Annotated in this window: 14 protein-coding genes and 1 tRNA gene; 13 read left to right on the top strand and 2 right to left on the bottom strand. The window is 51.8% G+C overall.

Translation table 11 applies throughout. The features are described from left to right. Positions 1-58: 58 nt before the first annotated feature. From FTE24_RS05590 to FTE24_RS22965, 5 genes are all read left to right on the top strand, one after another. Positions 59-874 carry a (2Fe-2S)-binding protein gene (locus tag FTE24_RS05590; protein WP_150228861.1) on the top strand — a complete coding sequence of 272 codons (816 nt, stop codon included), beginning with the start codon at positions 59-61 and terminating at the stop codon, positions 872-874. Then, positions 871-1,485, top strand: coding sequence for a metallophosphoesterase family protein (locus FTE24_RS05585; protein WP_150228864.1), 615 nt, complete (start codon positions 871-873; stop codon positions 1,483-1,485). The genes FTE24_RS05590 and FTE24_RS05585 overlap by 4 nt, the downstream gene beginning before the upstream one ends. Positions 1,486-1,789: 304 nt before the next feature. Beyond that, positions 1,790-3,778 (top strand): LTA synthase family protein, encoded by a 1,989-nt coding sequence (locus tag FTE24_RS05580; RefSeq protein ID WP_150228866.1) that lies wholly within the window; start codon positions 1,790-1,792, stop codon positions 3,776-3,778. A gap of 49 nt (positions 3,779-3,827) precedes the next feature. Then, positions 3,828-4,460 (top strand): DNA-3-methyladenine glycosylase I, encoded by a 633-nt coding sequence (locus FTE24_RS05575; RefSeq protein WP_150228868.1) that lies wholly within the window; start codon positions 3,828-3,830, stop codon positions 4,458-4,460. 50 nt (positions 4,461-4,510) lie between these two features. After that, positions 4,511-4,666, top strand: a complete 156-nt coding sequence (locus FTE24_RS22965; RefSeq protein ID WP_170315107.1) for a hypothetical protein — start codon at positions 4,511-4,513, stop codon at positions 4,664-4,666. Positions 4,667-4,792: 126 nt separating this feature from the next. Here the strand turns inward: FTE24_RS22965 and FTE24_RS05570 are convergent, their stop codons facing one another. Then, positions 4,793-6,403: a putative bifunctional diguanylate cyclase/phosphodiesterase gene (locus FTE24_RS05570; RefSeq protein ID WP_272915054.1), complete on the bottom strand. Its 1,611-nt coding sequence runs from the start codon at positions 6,401-6,403 to the stop codon at positions 4,793-4,795. Positions 6,404-6,525: 122 nt separating this feature from the next. Between FTE24_RS05570 and FTE24_RS05565 the strand changes: the two genes are divergently transcribed. After that, positions 6,526-7,245, top strand: coding sequence for a general stress protein (locus tag FTE24_RS05565; RefSeq protein WP_202111756.1), 720 nt, complete (start codon positions 6,526-6,528; stop codon positions 7,243-7,245). A gap of 563 nt (positions 7,246-7,808) precedes the next feature. Here FTE24_RS05565 and FTE24_RS05560 read toward each other — a convergent pair. Then, complete coding sequence (locus FTE24_RS05560; protein ID WP_150228874.1) at positions 7,809-9,077, bottom strand: MFS transporter; 1,269 nt, start codon at positions 9,075-9,077, stop codon at positions 7,809-7,811. A 180-nt stretch (positions 9,078-9,257) separates the two neighbouring features. Here FTE24_RS05560 and FTE24_RS05555 point away from each other — a divergent pair, with 180 nt between their 5' ends. The 7 genes from FTE24_RS05555 (at position 9,258) to FTE24_RS05525 (ending at position 16,433) form a co-directional block, all read left to right on the top strand. Further along, positions 9,258-9,680, top strand: a complete 423-nt coding sequence (locus tag FTE24_RS05555; RefSeq protein WP_150228876.1) for a hypothetical protein — start codon at positions 9,258-9,260, stop codon at positions 9,678-9,680. 134 nt (positions 9,681-9,814) lie between these two features. Then, positions 9,815-10,537, top strand: a complete 723-nt coding sequence (locus FTE24_RS05550) for a YebC/PmpR family DNA-binding transcriptional regulator (RefSeq protein WP_141449718.1) — start codon at positions 9,815-9,817, stop codon at positions 10,535-10,537. A 2,032-nt stretch (positions 10,538-12,569) separates the two neighbouring features. Continuing rightward, a complete protein-coding gene (locus FTE24_RS05545; RefSeq protein ID WP_160441664.1) occupies positions 12,570-13,502 on the top strand; it encodes a putative phage abortive infection protein in 933 nt (310 codons plus the stop codon). A 326-nt stretch (positions 13,503-13,828) separates the two neighbouring features. Then, positions 13,829-13,903, top strand: a tRNA-Trp gene (locus FTE24_RS05540). 120 nt (positions 13,904-14,023) lie between these two features. Beyond that, positions 14,024-14,836: a hypothetical protein gene (locus FTE24_RS05535; RefSeq protein WP_150228879.1), complete on the top strand. Its 813-nt coding sequence runs from the start codon at positions 14,024-14,026 to the stop codon at positions 14,834-14,836. A gap of 606 nt (positions 14,837-15,442) precedes the next feature. Next, positions 15,443-16,054: a hypothetical protein gene (locus tag FTE24_RS05530; protein WP_150228881.1), complete on the top strand. Its 612-nt coding sequence runs from the start codon at positions 15,443-15,445 to the stop codon at positions 16,052-16,054. Between the two features lie 223 nt (positions 16,055-16,277). Further along, positions 16,278-16,433: a hypothetical protein gene (locus tag FTE24_RS05525; protein ID WP_160441663.1), complete on the top strand. Its 156-nt coding sequence runs from the start codon at positions 16,278-16,280 to the stop codon at positions 16,431-16,433. Positions 16,434-16,785 lie beyond the last annotated feature (352 nt).

Below are 16,785 nucleotides of genomic sequence, written 5' to 3'. Positions count from 1 at the left end.
TGAACGCATAAGAAGAACACATAAGAAGCAAGCCCGATACGGAAAGGATGAATCTGCGATGACCGAACCGCTCAACCCCGAATTCGATCCCGATCTGCTGCTGCCGCAGTTTTATATGAGCGCCGAACCGCGCGCCGGAGCGGAAATGACGATGAAGCTTGCGGAGCTGTCCGCACAGGGCGGCGCGGAACGCTTTCTGCGCCTGTTCGCCGAGGTGCTGAAGGCGCCCGATCTTCAGGCGGCCGTCACTTACTTTTGCAGCTGGTACAGCGGTGTCGCCGCGGCTTCGCTGTATTTCCCGGCCGCTGCGGGACTGCGTCCGGATTTGTCTGCGGACAATCTGAGCGTGCAGCTGTTTCGCCTGGAGAACGGGCATATGCTGAATTTCTTCATCGACAGCCGCGCCGCCGAACCTGCGCCGGCGGACGAAGCCGAACGCGACGCCTGGATGCGAGAAGGGCTGCGATTGTTCTACGGCGAGACGTGCCGCGAGCTATTCGGCCAGTTCGCCGCGCTGTCCGGGCTTCCGCCTGGCATGATCTGGGCGCAGCTGCCCGGACGGATGGATTATTTCGCGAGTCTGTGGCGCAGCCATCCGGAATTCGGGCCGATGCTCGCACCGCACCGCGAACGGCTGGAACGGGGCTACGAGCAGCTCAAGACGCTGGAACCGGAACTGTTCGGCCGCAAGAAGAATCCGTTTGACCTGCGCTTTCGTTACGTCGAACATCTGACCGACCCGGAGCAGCGCATCCAGCTGCGCCCGAGCTGCTGCCTGTACCATATGCTGCCCGGTGCGCAGTACTGCTACAACTGCCCGAAGCTGAACGAGCGGGATCGGGCCGAACGCCGCGAACAGGTCAAAGCGCGATGAGCGATTTCGGAGCAGCCGGGAGCCGCACAGAGCGCACAGGGGCGGATACGATCGACACCGTCCGGATCGCCGCGTCGGAAGCGGCCGACACCGTCAAGATCGTCGTCGTGTCCGACACACATATGATGCGGATGGCTAAAGCGCTTCCGCCGCGGCTGGTCGAAGAACTGACGGACGCCGACCTGATCCTGCACGCCGGAGACTGGACGTCGCCGGACGTGCACGACCTGCTGGCTGCCTATGCGCCGGTGCAAGGCGTAGCCGGCAACAACGACGGGCCGGCCATCGTCGAACGTTGGGGCTACCGCCGCATCGTCGAAGTCGGCGGACTGCGTATCGGGCTGACCCACGGCCATTTGGGCCGGGGCAGCACGGAAGATAACGCGCGGGCCGCTTTCGCGGGCGAATCGGTTGCGATCATTCTATTCGGCCATTCGCATGTGCCGCGTCTGCCGGACGCCGACTACCCGGCCGAGCCGGCCCAACCGGCGATGTTCAATCCCGGTTCGCCGACAGACAAGCGCCGCCTAGCACAGTATTCGTTTGGCATCGTGACGATCTCGGCAGGCGAAGCCGACTTTCGGCTGTGCCGTTACGATTCCAAAATCTGAGGTTCCGGCCCGGCTGCGGCCGGGATCGAGAAACCGTACAAATAAAGCGGAAATCAAGCAAACATACAGTGGAAATAAAGTTTGATTGAGAAAAAGTCGCTTCGAATAGCCAGAAGCCGTACCGAAAGAAGGTCTGCATGCGCGCAGGCCTTCTTTTTGACGTATTCCGGCGGGGGAAAAGCGAAAAAGGCCGTTTTGGCCGCTCTATTTTGCCTCGTTTGTAAACACAATGTTTTGACCATGTAAACAGAGTGTTTTATAATGAATCTTTCACCTACATTCTGAAGATAAAGAAGGGACTTGAATGAATATCACTCCGACTCCATCCCGAACGAGCCGCAGACCCGATAAAGCTTTCCTGATCGTATTCGGCCTGTTGTTCGTCAAACTGCTGCTGCTGCGCTGGTTTTTCTTCGCCGAATTCGAGCTCGGCGGACTGGTCATCGACTTGTCGACGGCACTTGCGGTGACGTGCCTGCTGGAACTGCTCGTGCCGCGCCGTTGGCGCGCGGGCACAGCGTGGACGGCCAATCTCGTCTTGTCGTTGTTCTTTTTCGCGGCGGCCGTCTATCATTCCTATTTCGGTTCGGTCCCGACGTATGTCGTGCTCGGCTCGCTGGGTCAAGTACCTGAAGTCGGCAACATGGTAGGCGGACTGATCAAGCCGGCTTACTTCCTGTTCTTCGCCGATCTGCTCTATCTGGCAGGCCGTACCGCCGCACGGTTCGTGCGCCGCAAGCGTGCGCGGAGCGGCTTGTCGTTCGGCGGCCGCGGAACGCCGCTTACGTGGGGCGAGACCGCGACGCGTATGAGCCGGATCGCCGTGTCCGCGCTGCTGATCGTCTGCCTGCTGCTGTCGGGTATCTGGATCAGCCGCAGCTCGGCGATCAGCAACGAGATCGTGCGCGCGGAAAACGTCGGCTTTTTCAACTATCAGGTCAGTACGGCGATCGACAAGCGCAAAGAGCGCGATTTTCTCGCTTCGACTTCGCCGGAAGAAATCGCCGCGCAGGTCAAGTCGCTCCAGCAGTCGTTCCCGTATACGGATCAAGTCGGCAGCGACCCGAACGGGGCGGCAAGCGCGCAGCCGGGGAAGCCGGCCTTGTTCGGAGCGGCCCAAGGCAAGAACGTCATCGTCGTCCAGATGGAATCGTTCCAGAATTTCGTGTTGGGCTACGAACTGGACGGCCGGGAAGTGACGCCGAACCTGAACGCGCTGGCGAAGCGGAGCTTTTATTTCCCGAATATTTTTCAACAGATCGGTCCGGGCAACACGTCGGATGCGGAATTCATCTCCAACACGTCGATCTACCCGACTGCGCAGATCGCGATGTCGACCGGCTACGGAGACCGGGAGATTCCGAGTTCGCCGCGCTTGCTGGAGCAAAAAGGGTACAAAACGGCCACGTTCCAGATCAACAGCGCGACGTTCTGGGATCGCAACCAACTGTACCCGGCGCTCGGTTTTCAACAGTATTACGACAAACCGAATTACCAAAACGACCGGTTCAACAACTTCGGCGCTTCGGATGAAGAGATGTACCGGGTCGGCCTGGAGAAAATCGACGAGATGCGAGCCGACGGTTCGCCGTTCTATGCCCAATTCGTTACGACGTCCAGCCATGCCCCGTTCGAGGTACCGGAAGGATTTCCGCAGTTCGGCATTCCCGAGCGGCTGCAGGGTACCCAACTGGGCAACTACCTGAACGCGCAGCATTATACGGATTACGCGCTCGGCGAACTGATCCAAAGCCTCAAAGAAAAAGGGCTGTGGGAAAACACGCTGCTGCTCGTATACGGCGATCACGGCGGATTGTCGACGGCCGAAAACGATCCCGCCTGGGTCTCGTCGATGCTCGGCATTCCGTACGACGTCAACGCGAGCCGGTTCAATATACCGCTGCTGATTCACGTGCCGGGCGAGGAGCAGGGAGAAGAGATCGAACTGGCCGGCGGACAGATGGACTTTGTGCCGACGTTGATGAACCTGCTGGGCATTTCTTTGGACAAAGAAAACCATACGGTATTCGGCCGCGACCTGCTCAATACGGACCGCAACGTGGTCGGTATCCGCTATTATCTCCCGACCGGTTCGTTCGTGGGCGACGGCGTGCTGTTCGTGCCCGGCGAAGGGTTCGAAGACGGAACGGCCATCTCGCTCGACACGCACGAACCGGTGACGGATCTTGAGCCGTACCGCGAAGATTACGACTATATTTTGCAGCTGATGAAGCTCTCCGACGATTACATGAAAATTTTACCGAAACGCGGTCTGCCCGGCATAGGTGCGTAACGGCCGCGTGCACAGTATTCGCCGGATCGACAAACGGGAGGAATGAAGCATGCCGCAGCAGACGGTCCGATGCCGCTGGGTGAACGAAGATCCGCTGTATATCCGGTATCACGACGAAGAATGGGGCGTACCCGTGCACGACGATCGCCGCTGGTTCGAACTGCTGATTCTGGAAGGCGCGCAGGCGGGGCTCAGTTGGTATACGGTGTTGAAAAAAAGAGAGCGGTACCGGGAAGTGTTCGACGGTTTCGATCCCGAGATCGTCGCGGCGTACGATACGGACAAAATCGAAGCGCTGATGGGCGACGCGGGCATTATCCGCAATCGGCTGAAGCTGGCCTCGGCGGTCCGCAACGCCAACGCTTTTCTGCGCGTGCAGCAGGAGTTCGGCAGCTTCGATGCCTATATCTGGCGCTTCGTGGACGGCCGTCCGATTGTCGGACACCGGACTTCGCCCGAAGAAGTGCCGGCGCGCACCGACGTGTCGGACCGGCTGAGCCGCGACCTCAAAGCGCGCGGCTTCGGCTTCGTCGGCAGCACGATCTGCTACGCGCTGATGCAGGCGTCCGGCCTGGTCGACGACCATTTGACCGGCTGCTTTCGCGGGGGCGGAGCGCCGGCGCAGCCGGAATTTGCCGAACAGCGGAGCGAAAGCGAGTCGGATCGGCCTCCGATCGGGTAAAAGCAGGGTAGAAGGCATGGCGAACATGCCGCTCGAAAGGGGACCACGCGATGAAGATCATGATTACCCAACAAGAAGCGATGCAGCGGAAAATTTGGGACAAGATTATCGATATGTTCGGCCTGGAAAAAGACAAGGATTATTGGGCAAACGAGCAGTTTATTCTGACCGAAGAACAGGCCCGTCAGGTCGGACTCATCTCCTGACGCCGGCCGAACGGTTGGATTGACGTTCGTTGTNTTTTGATTGGGATTCTCAATAGCGGACGTGTGTACCCTTGGAGCGGGTCCGGGTGTGTGCTTCCGCCGGGCCTGTCGCGCTGGACCGTCGGCTTAGGCGAGGGAAGGTGCGGCATCCGGGAACCAGATGCTCGGCAGGTCTTCCACGCTCATCGGCCGGCAGATGAGATAACCCTGAATGCCCGGGCAGCCCATATTCATCAGTTGAATAAGCTGGTCTCCGTCTTCCACGCCTTCGGCGACCACGTCGAGGTCCATCGCGCGGGCCATGGCGAGCAGCGCCGAGATAACGGCCGGATTCATCTGGACGATAAACGAGCGGTCCAGCTTGAATTTGTCGATCGGAATCTGCGACAAAATGCCGAGCGACGAATACCCGGTGCCGAAGTCGTCGAGCGAGATCATGTAGCCCTGCTCGCGCAGCTGCTTCAAGATCACACAAATTTCTTCCAGGTTCCGCATGACGAGCGTCTCCGTCACTTCGAGATCGAAGCGCTGCGGCGACATGCCTTCTTCGGCAATGATCGCGTTCAGCCGTTCTACGAAATTTTCTTCCTCGAACTGGGCCCGGGAGATATTCACGGCGATCCGCACATGCGGGCCGAACTTCTCGCTGATCTTAGGCAGGTCTTTGCAAGCCTGGCGAATGACCCATTCGCCGATCGGCACGATCAGTCCGGTCTCTTCGGCGACGGGAATAAAATCGGCCGGAGAGACCAACCGGCTGTGGCCGAGGTTCCAGCGCAGCAGCGCTTCGACTTCGACGACCTTGTTGTTCGAAGGATCGAAGATCGGCTGGTAATGCAGCAGCAGTTCTTCGCGCTCGAGGCATTGATTGAGCGAGATCTCGTAATCGAATTTGATCACCTGGTCGTAGCGCAGCGCCGCGTTGTATTCGTGATAGCGGCTGCGGCCTTTGCTTTTGGCGTAATACAGCGCGATATCGGCTTGACGCAGCAGCAGCGACAGCTCGGTCCGTTCCGTCGAAGAAGCCATGCCGACGCTTGCGCTGACCCGGATCATCCGGTCGCCGAGCAGGAACGGCTCGTCCAGCACTTCGAGGATGCGCTTGGCTTTCTCTTCCGGGTAAGGGATCGGCGTATCGCATACGATGATAAACTCGTCGGCGCCTTGGCGGGCAATTACGTTCGGAGGGCCGAACGATTGCCGAAAGCGCTGCGCGACTTCGATCAACAGCGTGTCGCCGGTCTCGTGCCCGAGCGCATCGTTGATATTTTTAAAATTGTCGAGGTCGATCAGAAACAGCACGTACGGCTTGTTGACGAATTCGTACAGGAAACGCCGGTTGAACAGCTGCGTCAGTTCGTCATGATAGGCGTAATGGTGCAGCCGATGTCCGCGTTCCGCGCTGGAGATCATGTCCCGGGTCACGCATGCGACCGCTTCGATACTGCCGTCGGCGCGAAAAATCGGCGATAAAATGCTTTCTCCGCTGAGCGCTCCGGTCGGAAGCAGCGTCCCGTCCGCGAAGCGGATACTTTCCCGTTCCTGAAGCACTTTCAAATATTTATGGTGCAGATATTTGCCCATTTCGGGTTCATGTTCATACACTTCGAAAAAAGTCTGTCCCATATGTTCCGGACCGAGCTCGCTGAGCACGGCGGCCGCGCGGTTGACATAGCGGTAACGAAAGTTCTCGCCGTCCCAGTCCATCACGTAAATACAGTCTTCGAGCNGCGCCAAGAGAAGAAAGGAGGATAGAATTTTTAAAAATAGGTAAAACGATTCCCATTTTTGAGGAAAGTTTGGTTCGAAAGGGGAAAGGGTAAAAAGAAACAAGTCAATAAACCGGGGAGGAAATAATCATGATCAAAAAAATTTCGGGTACGTTCGAACGCGAAGAACAGGCTGTGCAGGCGATCAAAGAGCTCAAAGAAGCGGGTTACGACGGCGAACAAATCTCGGTCGTAGCCAAAAATGCCAAAGACTCGGAAGCGCTGCGCAACGAGACTGGGACTAAAGCACCGGAAGGTATGACGGCCGGCGCGTTAACGGGCGGCACGCTCGGCGGAGCGGCCGGTGTGCTCGCAAGCCTCGGCGCACTTGCTATTCCGGGCATCGGCCCGCTGCTGGCCGCCGGACCGATCGCCGCAGCGCTTGCGGGCGCGGCCGTCGGCGCCGGAGTAGGCGGACTGGCCGGCGGATTGATCGGTCTCGGCATTCCGGAAAAAGAAGCCGAGTATTACGACGAACGTATCCATCGGGGCGACGTGCTCGTCATGGTCGAAGAAGACGAGTCGATGCGCAGCCGAATCTATGAAGTGTTCCGGCGCAGCGGCGCCAACAACACGTCTTACTTCGACCCGGACGGCACGCCGTCCACGTCGAACATGGCTCCTGTCGACGAGCGCGTCCCGCCCGCCGGCGTACGCGGAGCGGAACTGCCCGCTTCCGCGGAAAACGCCGGCGATCCGGCACGCAGCCGCGACGCGGAAGTCGATCTGCGCGACACCACCGATCCGACCCGCCAATCGGCCAATCTCATCACCGGCAAAGACGGCGGTTCTTACCCGGACCGGCCATAACCGCCGCTTGGGCTGCGCGCAGCGCTACTATAAAGAAAAGACGCCGGGATTTGCCGGCGTCTTTTTTTGCTCGTTGCGGAGAGCTTTTGGTTATTCGGTTGTTTGGACGTAAGGATGAATATACGAATAAGTGCAGGAGTCCATTTATTTTCGCCGCAAATTCGTTGGAATCGCGAATAACGTCATAGATCCACTTATTTTGCGGAAAAAGGGGATTTGCGGCGCTTGGGCGGGAAAATAACTGCTCTCAGGACGTTATTCGGCTTGGCGCGTACGGACGAGCAAAAATAGCTGCAATTATGACGTTATTCGGCCGTTATTTTATACAAATCGTCCGAACGTTGAGAAAAGGGTGCGAAAAACTAGTTTGCCGGGAAGCTTGCGTAATTAAACAGCGCAAGCGTTCATAACAAGCAGAAGCCTTCATACATATAAAAAAAGACGTGACGGGCGCGTTCGCTGATCGCGACCGCGGAACCCCGTACACGTCTGTTTTGCGTCATGATGATCGGCTGATGTCCGGCCTTAACAACCGAATCGGCCGATCGACGCTGCCTCTCCATTTACGACAAAGCTTTTTGACCTTGTCCCTGCGCTTCTTGAACCTGAGCTTCTCGTCCCTTCGCGTCCCGCACCTGCACATCTCGCACCTGCGCGTCCCGCGCAGACCGGAGCCGCTGCGGCCGATGGTACAGCCCGTAATACGTGCCGAGCGCGAGCAAGACGGTGAATCCTCCGATCAGGTACATCGACGAGTAACCGGCCTTCGAAGCGACGAGGCCCAGCAGGTAAGACCCGAGTCCGTATCCCAGATCGAACAGGACGAAATACGTGCCTGTCGCGAGGCCGCTGCGGTGCGCGGGCGCGGACTGGATCGCGAGCGTCTGGAAGCTCGGAATGATCGCGCCGTACCCGAGGCCGATCACGGCGGCCGTCAGCAGGAAGAAGGCGGCCGAGCCGGCCTGGCTCAGCGCAAGCAGTCCGATCGCGAACAGCGCGATGCCCGGATAGACGAGCATATGCGCGCCGCGCCGGTCGAACAGCCGGCCGGTGAACGGCCGCGACAGCAGCACGACGGCGGCGAAGACGACGAAGAAATAGCTGGCGACGCTTTTGAGTCCGAGCGAATCGGCGTATACCGCGATAAAGGTCGAGATCGCGCCGTAAGCGAAAGCGATCAGGAAGCCGGCGATCGCGATCGGCAGGGCGCGCACTTCGAAGAAGCGTTTGATATGCCAGGCGCCGAGATCGCTCGGCTTCGGTTCGTGCCGCGGAATCGGCGTGATGACGCCGAAGAGGCAGGCCAGAACGCCGAAGACGGCGATGAGCAGGAACAGGACCGGATAACCGGCGCCGGACGAGACCGACAAACCGACGAACGGCCCGAAGACCATGGCCAGACTCATGAACAGGGTGAAGTAGCCGATGCCTTCGCCTTTGCGTTCGCGCGGGATCACGTCCAGTACGACGGTCGACGTGGTCGTGGCCGCGATGCCGAAAGAGATGCCGTGCACGAAGCGCAACACGAGCAGCAGCGCATAATTCGGCACCCATACATAGAAAAAGCTGCACGCGGCGAACATGACGACCGAGAATACGAGCAGTTTTTTGCGATTGATTTCGTCCAGCCATTTGCCGGTGAGCGGGCGGAACAGCACCGCCGCGATTACGAATACCGTCGTGACGAGTCCCATGCCGTTCGAACTGCCGCCCAGATGGGTGAGCGCATATTCTGGCAGCGTCACCGCGAGAATATAGAAGTTAATGAAGATGAAAAAGCTGCTGAAGCTTATCGTCAGAAAATTGCGGGTCCATAATCGTTGTTGATCCAATACCGGTAAGCCTCCCGTAAGACCGGCCGCAAGCGGACCGATGCCTTAATATAATTGTCTTAACAACTATATCGGAAGAATGAAAGCCTGTCAACGAATTCGGGCGTTTTTGATCCCGATTGTGATATGCTGGACCTATACGGTCCGCAAGGACTGCCTGCGTAAACGGAGGAGAGGCCCATGTCGGAAGAAGTCAACCGGGTGCACCGGATTCCATTCAGCCGGATCTGCGGCGTACTGGGGATTCGGCAGAAGATTATCAACGTCTATCCGGACCATGTCAACAAATGCGTCGTGGTGGAAACGGACAAAAACGTGCGCAACCCGAGCACCATCATCGAAGTGAAAAATACGTATCTGGACGTGCGGACGATCAGCGCGGAAGAATACAACCGCATGCCGTACACGCCGAACGTGTCGGACAAGCTCAAAGGGCTGCTGAGCGACGCCGAGCGCCGGGCGCTCAAGGACAGCCTGCATCTGGCGATCGGCGAAGCCGAACATCGCCTGCAGGGCGAATTGTCCGCGGAAGAGCGGGGAGAACGCGAAATTTTTCTGCAAAATGCGCGCCGGGCGTTCAACAAGCTGAGCGGCGATCTATGACCCAAGCAGGGCGGTTTGCTGTGCGGCGGCGGCAGACGGGAGATACGCACTTGTTCCGGTAACTTTTTCACGCTACAATAAACGGGTATGAAATTCAGGCTAGATTCAATCAACGGAAAGCGAGCGGGATAGATATGGGTCGTAAATGGAATAATATCAAGGAAAAGAAAGCTTCCAAAGATGCCAATACAAGCCGGGTATATGCCAAATTCGGCGTCGAAATTTACGTGGCAGCCAAAAAAGGCGAGGTCGATCCCGAATCGAACCGCGCGCTGAAGGTCGTGCTGGAGCGTGCCAAAACCTATAACGTGCCCAAAGCGATCATCGACCGCGCCCTCGACAAAGCCAGAGGCAGCGGCGACGAGACGTATACGGAACTGCGCTACGAAGGCTTCGGACCGAACGGGGCGATGGTCATCGTCGATACGCTGACCAACAACGTCAACCGGACCGCTTCCGACGTGCGCGCCGCTTTCAGCAAAAACGGCGGCAACCTCGGCGTCAGCGGATCGGTCGCGTACATGTTCGACGAGACGGCCGTTATCGGCATCGAAGGCAAAGACGAAGAGCAGGTGCTTGAGCTGTTGATGGAAGCGGACGTCGATGCCCGCGACATCATGACCGAAGACGAAGCGGTCATCATCTACGCCGCGCCGGATCAGTTCCACGCCGTGCAGGAAGCGCTGCGCGCATCCGGAATCGAAGACTTCACGGTCGCCGAGATCACGATGCTGCCGCAGACGTTTGTCTCGCTGTCCGAGGACGCGGAGAAGCAGTTCGAGAAGATGATCGACGCGCTGGAAGATCTCGAAGACGTGCAGCAGGTGTATCATAACGTCGACTCGGAAGAAGAATAAGCGGCGGCTTCGGCACCGATCCTTATTCGGAATCTGTCGATCAACGAAGGAACGGCTTTTGAGCCGTTCCTTTTTTTGCGTCCGAAAAAGACGGGGAGCGGTGGCGGGAGAGGCATCCCATGTAGCAGTGCAAGTTTGCCACGATCGATGTCTACTGCAATCAGGATTATCCGGTCGGCAAAGTTCTTCAATCGCTCGGGCAGAATTTGAACCAAATACGGGTGCAGGAGTCGATAAAATCCGAATAAATTATTCCAAATCTATTATTGAGGGGGAATGGCACGAAACAGATAACTGGCTCTACATCGATCTGTACTAAGACCGGGCCATATTATGAATCGAGTCCAGTCCGGCTGGTCGGAAGAAGCAGCGATACGTTCGCTACAGGAATCGGAAGAAACGAATGAGCAGCGGGAACGGACAGTCGGAGCTATTCGGGCTTTTCCGGAAAGATATCTTCGGTTGGCGAAGCAAAATGACATTTATTACTATACATTCTGTTGCCGAGTGAAATATTACGGTTGGGATATGGAACGAGCTGCTACCGAACCGGTTTGGGATAAAACGAAGATCGGTAGCGCTAGAGCAAAAGGGCTCAGGGATTGCGAAGGCGATTGGGGCATTCTGATATTCGGAAAGCGTGGAAGGACCGAATGAAGCACATAGTCTGCTACAGCGGCGGCGAAAGACAAAAAAACGTAAGCGGCGACGTTTTTGGCGCGAGCAAAGAAAATATTCAGCGTGCAGCCAGAGGAAGACGCTTTTGCGTGTGAAATTGGAGGATGAACATGCAGTACATTACCGCGGACAACTCTTCCGGCGGCGCCTGCTAGTTCACGACCGAAAAAGTATACCGCGCCACGTTGGAGCTGACGGAGCAGATGGGTACGCCGGCATCCCGCCAAGTGGCCGATTTCTTCCGCCCGGACAAGTTGCTGCGGCCGCCGTACAATCGGAAGGTTCTAGCCTGCTGGATTCGGCTGGCCGAGCCAGCGCGTCGCCGGAAGCGGAGACGCCAGTTGAAGGCAGCTCACACTATTCTAAATGGAGGAATCAAATAATGAAGATCTCAATGAAAGGCAAGCAGATTGATCTACAATGCATTGACTGCTTCGGGTAACAAGTGAACGCTACCTGTCATGTCACGAAAAGCGAAGTGAATGTGGAGCAGATCGCAGACGGAGCAGAATCCAAACCTGGCGAAAGACGACAAGGTAACGCATCGGACGTGAAAGGGACTCGGCGAGGGCAAAGTATAATACTTTTCGAAGAGCGGCTGTCGCGCGCAAATCTATTGGCCAGAGAGCAAAATTAACAGTGGATCAATCGAATGGTATTGAATCGCAAAAAAAAGTTCTGCTTTCCCAAAAAATAATGACTTGAAAAAGAATATGGAATACGCCTTAAAAAGTAAAACAATGGATTACGAATATGGATGGATTTCAAGGATTTTTGGTTCTAATGAAAAGAATGTTCCACTTCATATTGTTGCAATCGTTTCATTGATTTTAATTCTTTTCTCATGTAGCTATACAATCATATGTGTAAAATGGCCTCAAAGTGAATTTGGTCCTAAAGAATTATGGTCTATAGTTGTTCCTGTTTTGACTTCATGTTGGGCTATATCTTTGGAATAGGCTCAAAAAATGATGATTCCAATTGAGTTTACTCTCAAATAACTTTTAGAAATTCAAAAGTTGAAGGTAACATGTCGCTAAAATGACGTAAGAACAGATTTATAGTAAGGGACATAGGGAGCAGCGCTCCCGGATGTCCCTGCTACTCCCTATCCCGTAAGGACTCATCTACCTAAATGAAGCAGCGACACTTTCGCTCGCAGAGCATGCAAGACAACGATCTTTCGTTATCCCGTCATAGTCCGTGCAGGTGAATCGCGGTATTGAAGAAGGGGCAGAGAAAGTTGTCGGGTGCCTGAAGCTCTGGGGAAACGAAATTCTGAAGACCGACACATAGTCGGTCTATTTTTATGCTTGACATTTTGATAATATTTGAAGAAAAGAGGAGGTGTAGTATGAAAGATCGTCTTTATAATTTATTCATAAAAAGAGTAAGCATTGACGTAGAAGAAAAAGTAGAATTGAAAGAGACTGAGGAAATAAAGCTTTTGAATGTCTTCTACACTGTCTTGGTGGTTTGGATTGTAGTTGGTGGAGCCTTATTTTTTTATAAAGATAGAGGTACTTTTGGGGATATGTTCGGATCGATAAATACGATATTTTCTGGATTTGCTTTTGGTGGCATCATCTACACTATTTATCAACAAAGAGCAGAATTCAGATTGCAACGAGAAGAGCTTCGTCTTCAAAGAAATGAAGTAGCTAAAACTAATGCTGCGTTAGATGAACAGGTAAAAGCGGCCAATGTGCAAAGATTCGAAAATACTTTTTTTAACATGATTCAATTACATAATCACATAGTGAAAGATATAGTTGTTATTGATGATTATGTTCATCCTAGCAATCTAACTCCTGCTCGTTTCATAGAAAATCGTAATTACACTGGGAAAGAGGCTTTCAGCTATTTATACGACATGTTTAATGGTGATTATTTGCATAAATTCAGTAATGAAGAAACTGACAATGAAGATGCTTTAGAACTCGTTAGGCAACGATTAAGCTACCTAGATAAATCATACCATTATTTTTTTACAAGATATGAAAATATGCTACAACCTTATTACAAAAATCTCCTTAACTTGCTCGCCACGGTTGATGAAAATGAATGGATAAATGAAAAAGAAAAAAAATACTACATGCGGATCGTAGAGTCTCAACTATCGCCGGATGAACTGTTGATGCTTTTTTATAAAACATTAACCAAAAAAGGATTTAAACTTCATGAGATAACGAAAAAATATTCTTTAATGGACGATCTAGACCAAGGTAAGATACTCATCAAATCTGATCTCATGCTTTACAGAAATAAATCAAATCCGATTTCTTGACGGTAACATGGCGCTAAAATGGCGTAGGAATAGATTTACGGTTAGGGACATAGGGAGCAGCATTCCCGAGGGCGCTGCTACCCTTATCTCGGTAGGACTTGTCCACGTTGAATGCGTGAGTTTCCAAGGTCAAGCTTTCTCCACAGATAAGTGTTATTCACAATTGCAATCGCCCCAAGCGCTCGCAGAGTTCACAACGGAATAAAGATGGGTATGAACGAGGTAAGAGTACTCGGAACCAATCCGTCCGATCGGAATAGAAATATAGGTTCATCATCGCCAGTTGAGAGCTTCCGAAGGCAATCAAGCACTCCGTCGCTGTATATGCTGGGATAGCTCAGTTGGTAGAGTAGCGGTCTCCAAAAACGTATGTCGGAGGTTAAGCCCTTCTCCCGGTGCCACTTCATCATTTTTGTTCCCTTTCTTAATCCGTCCGTAACATAAGCGGATTTTTGTTATTGACTGAGCGGGCATCTGGTAGTAGTTTACTGCTTAGTGAGTAAAGAAGAGGAGTGAAGAAGATGGGTATGAATGGTAGGTCGCATCAAGGCATATGGATGTTTCCTGTAGGTTTATTTCTGCTAATCGTCATAGCGATATTGGTCGGAACATGGATCGAAGCACCAACTGCAACGGTATATCAAGTATCTTTTACTTTGTTTGGCGTAATGATCGCGGCAACGGTTTCGGTATTGATACTACAAGCTCAAATTAAAGCTCAGCAAGATCGTGAGCGCGAAAAGGAAATTATTGCTGACGCGAGGCAAACGCTGAAATGTGCTGAAAACGGTTATGTATTAGGGCTAAGAATTGATAGTAACCTCGAAACTATTAAGGACATTTTGATGGCAGCAGAATACGCGGACGATCCACAGTTCAATAAAGAATTCTTTTTCAAAAGGTATTCTGATGTATTTCGGAGATTTGAAGAAATAAAGACCTTATTAGATGATATAGATAGCGACTCCCTTCCGCCGGGGCGCATGTTTACAGAGTTCTTGGACTGGAAGCTGCATACCGATGTTTTCTCAACCATAGCGTCGATGGAGCTACTTAAGCTAGATGACATAGAAGCGGGAAAGGCGAGGGCGCGACATCTTTATAAAGAAGCGGATGAGTTTCGAATGACATCAAAAAGGATTTCAAATTCTATAGGAAATAAAGCGGAGGCAGCACAGAAACTACTGCGACTGAAATATAAAGATAATGACTTCGGATATTCGACTGCAGCAGCAGTTGCTGAAAAAGATCGCTTCCCTGAGCTCAAGTCTTTATGGGAAGAGATGAAAATGCAATCCGATACGATACGACATTCAGAGAAATCTTCTGAATAGGAACAAAGTCAGAGCACTTAATCGAGTACTTTTTTATTGTGCAGAACGAAGGTGGAGAAATAGAAATCAAAATCAGTACGATTCAATCGGTAGATAAAGCTTCTTGCGAAATGGTATTAGCAATCTAAAGCTTCGACTCCAAAAAGGATTAACTACACACAAATAGTTTCAAAAAAAGTCGCATATGGTAGAGACGCTGTTAACAAAGCCGTCAATCACTATAAATGCTTTCAGTGGCGAATAATAAGACAGCAATTTCCCACGTATGAGGATGGTGTTTAAAAGGTATGTTCTCGGATTTAAGAAGAAGCAAGTTAATTATTCAAGGATCAAAAATTTAGCAACAGAATCTTTTGGAAAAGTGTCAAGTAAATACTTCGGATTAATCTTAAATTGAACTATATATTTTTACTATTATCCGATAATATAAAAATCATATTGCAGATTTATAACTTAGACGGTAAAATAGATTTTTTTAAAATGTATTTTGTATACAATTTTTATTTTATATTGTGATTTGTTTATTGCCATAGAAGTAATAATAGCTTGATGCAATTCTATTTTAAATCATAATGAAAACAAAATAAGAAAGAGGTGCCTGTATTAATGGAACTTAAATGTCGTATTGTAAACAGAGATTTGCAAGAATATGCTACTTGGATAGAAGAAGAATTAACTTTTTTTGAAGAATTGATAGAATCGAATAAGAGTTTTATTAAATCTAAACCAGAGTATAAAAAATACAAAAATAGTATTCTCTCTTCGTTGATTGTGACAATACATAGCTTTTTAGAAAATGCTGTAAGTCAGTTATCCAATTATGTTGGACAAGATAACGGGAGTTCTCTAAAAGCAACTGATTTTCGAGGCGGAGTAATAGATCAATCAGTTAAATATTTAAGTATACAAGAACAATTTCAGGTAGAAGATTACAATGTATTAAAAAATGATTTGCTCGATAATATATATGCATGGAGAAGTTTGAGAAATCATATAGTTCATGTAGGATATTCATTTATAGATAATTATATGAGAGGAGCACCGAAAGCAAGCGATTTTGATAAAATGAATGTAAGTTACGAGAAAAAAGATAAAACAATAACGTTCGAACTTAAATTTAAAGATTGTAATAAATTTGTTTTCGATTCAGCTTATTGGCTAGATGAGATTTTGGAAGTATGTGATGGTTATGCAGCATATGAAGATGACGAATACTGAATATTTTTTTAAAAATAATCACATTTAAACTTTGCTTAGTAGAGTTGACGGTAATATGGCGGCGGTTTACCCATAAAGTAAAAGGCAAAGGGAGAAAGTTTCCCTCGTGCCTTTTTTTGTGTTTTTGAGCAAACGAAAGCCACGCTGCCGACCAAAGCTCACGGGGCACAAAAGTAAGCATTTTTCCTAACCACTTTGCCATAAAAAAGATCGATGAGGAGCGATGTTGATACAAAAGATCTATGAGGAATCAAGCTTAAGCGTCACGGATTTGGGCGGAGCAACGGCGCTGACCTACCGTAAGATCCGCCTCGCCACCCAACGATCCTACGACAGTGCCAAAGAAGCGATGGATGCGCTGAAAAATAGACTGATCTAATTGGAAGACCAGAAAGCAGCGCGTACGCTGCAAACGAAGGTTGATGCGCTCGAAGCAGTACATGATTCAAACGACCGACAAGGTTGCTCAGGCCGCGCGCAGAGCGGGTACAGCGATCGGCACGCCATTCAAGAGTATCCCCCGCGCATCCAACAGAAGTGACCCGCTCCGCCTAGTACATTACCAGAGCTACGGCAAGCCAGGTGGCGAATTCAAAAGCGATTCGCGCGCAGCGATCGTTACGGCTGTAGAATACGAATAACAGGAGTTCCTCAGTCTATGCGTATTGAATCCGAACGGTCTTTTCTTCGATGGCCGGGCTGATTACCGCACACGAAAGGTTTCCTGCTTG

Origin of the sequence: Saccharibacillus sp. WB 17 (assembly GCF_008634075.2) — a bacterium.
Taxonomy (GTDB): Bacteria; Bacillota; Bacilli; order Paenibacillales; family Paenibacillaceae; genus Saccharibacillus; species Saccharibacillus brassicae.
Note: the sequence above shows the minus strand (reverse complement) of the source record. Positions and strands in the feature narration are given on the sequence as shown.

Coding starts and splice junctions, on each gene's coding strand:
- FTE24_RS05550 (WP_141449718.1), top strand. CDS start 9,815: ATGGGTCGTAAATGGAATAATATCAAGGAAAAGAAAGCTTCCAAAGAT.
- FTE24_RS05580 (WP_150228866.1), top strand. CDS start 1,790: ATGAATATCACTCCGACTCCATCCCGAACGAGCCGCAGACCCGATAAA.
- FTE24_RS05555 (WP_150228876.1), top strand. CDS start 9,258: ATGTCGGAAGAAGTCAACCGGGTGCACCGGATTCCATTCAGCCGGATC.
- FTE24_RS05530 (WP_150228881.1), top strand. CDS start 15,443: ATGGAACTTAAATGTCGTATTGTAAACAGAGATTTGCAAGAATATGCT.
- FTE24_RS05545 (WP_160441664.1), top strand. CDS start 12,570: ATGAAAGATCGTCTTTATAATTTATTCATAAAAAGAGTAAGCATTGAC.
- FTE24_RS05525 (WP_160441663.1), top strand. CDS start 16,278: ATGTTGATACAAAAGATCTATGAGGAATCAAGCTTAAGCGTCACGGAT.
- FTE24_RS05535 (WP_150228879.1), top strand. CDS start 14,024: ATGGGTATGAATGGTAGGTCGCATCAAGGCATATGGATGTTTCCTGTA.
- FTE24_RS05590 (WP_150228861.1), top strand. CDS start 59: ATGACCGAACCGCTCAACCCCGAATTCGATCCCGATCTGCTGCTGCCG.
- FTE24_RS05585 (WP_150228864.1), top strand. CDS start 871: ATGAGCGATTTCGGAGCAGCCGGGAGCCGCACAGAGCGCACAGGGGCG.
- FTE24_RS05565 (WP_202111756.1), top strand. CDS start 6,526: ATGATCAAAAAAATTTCGGGTACGTTCGAACGCGAAGAACAGGCTGTG.
- FTE24_RS05575 (WP_150228868.1), top strand. CDS start 3,828: ATGCCGCAGCAGACGGTCCGATGCCGCTGGGTGAACGAAGATCCGCTG.
- FTE24_RS22965 (WP_170315107.1), top strand. CDS start 4,511: ATGAAGATCATGATTACCCAACAAGAAGCGATGCAGCGGAAAATTTGG.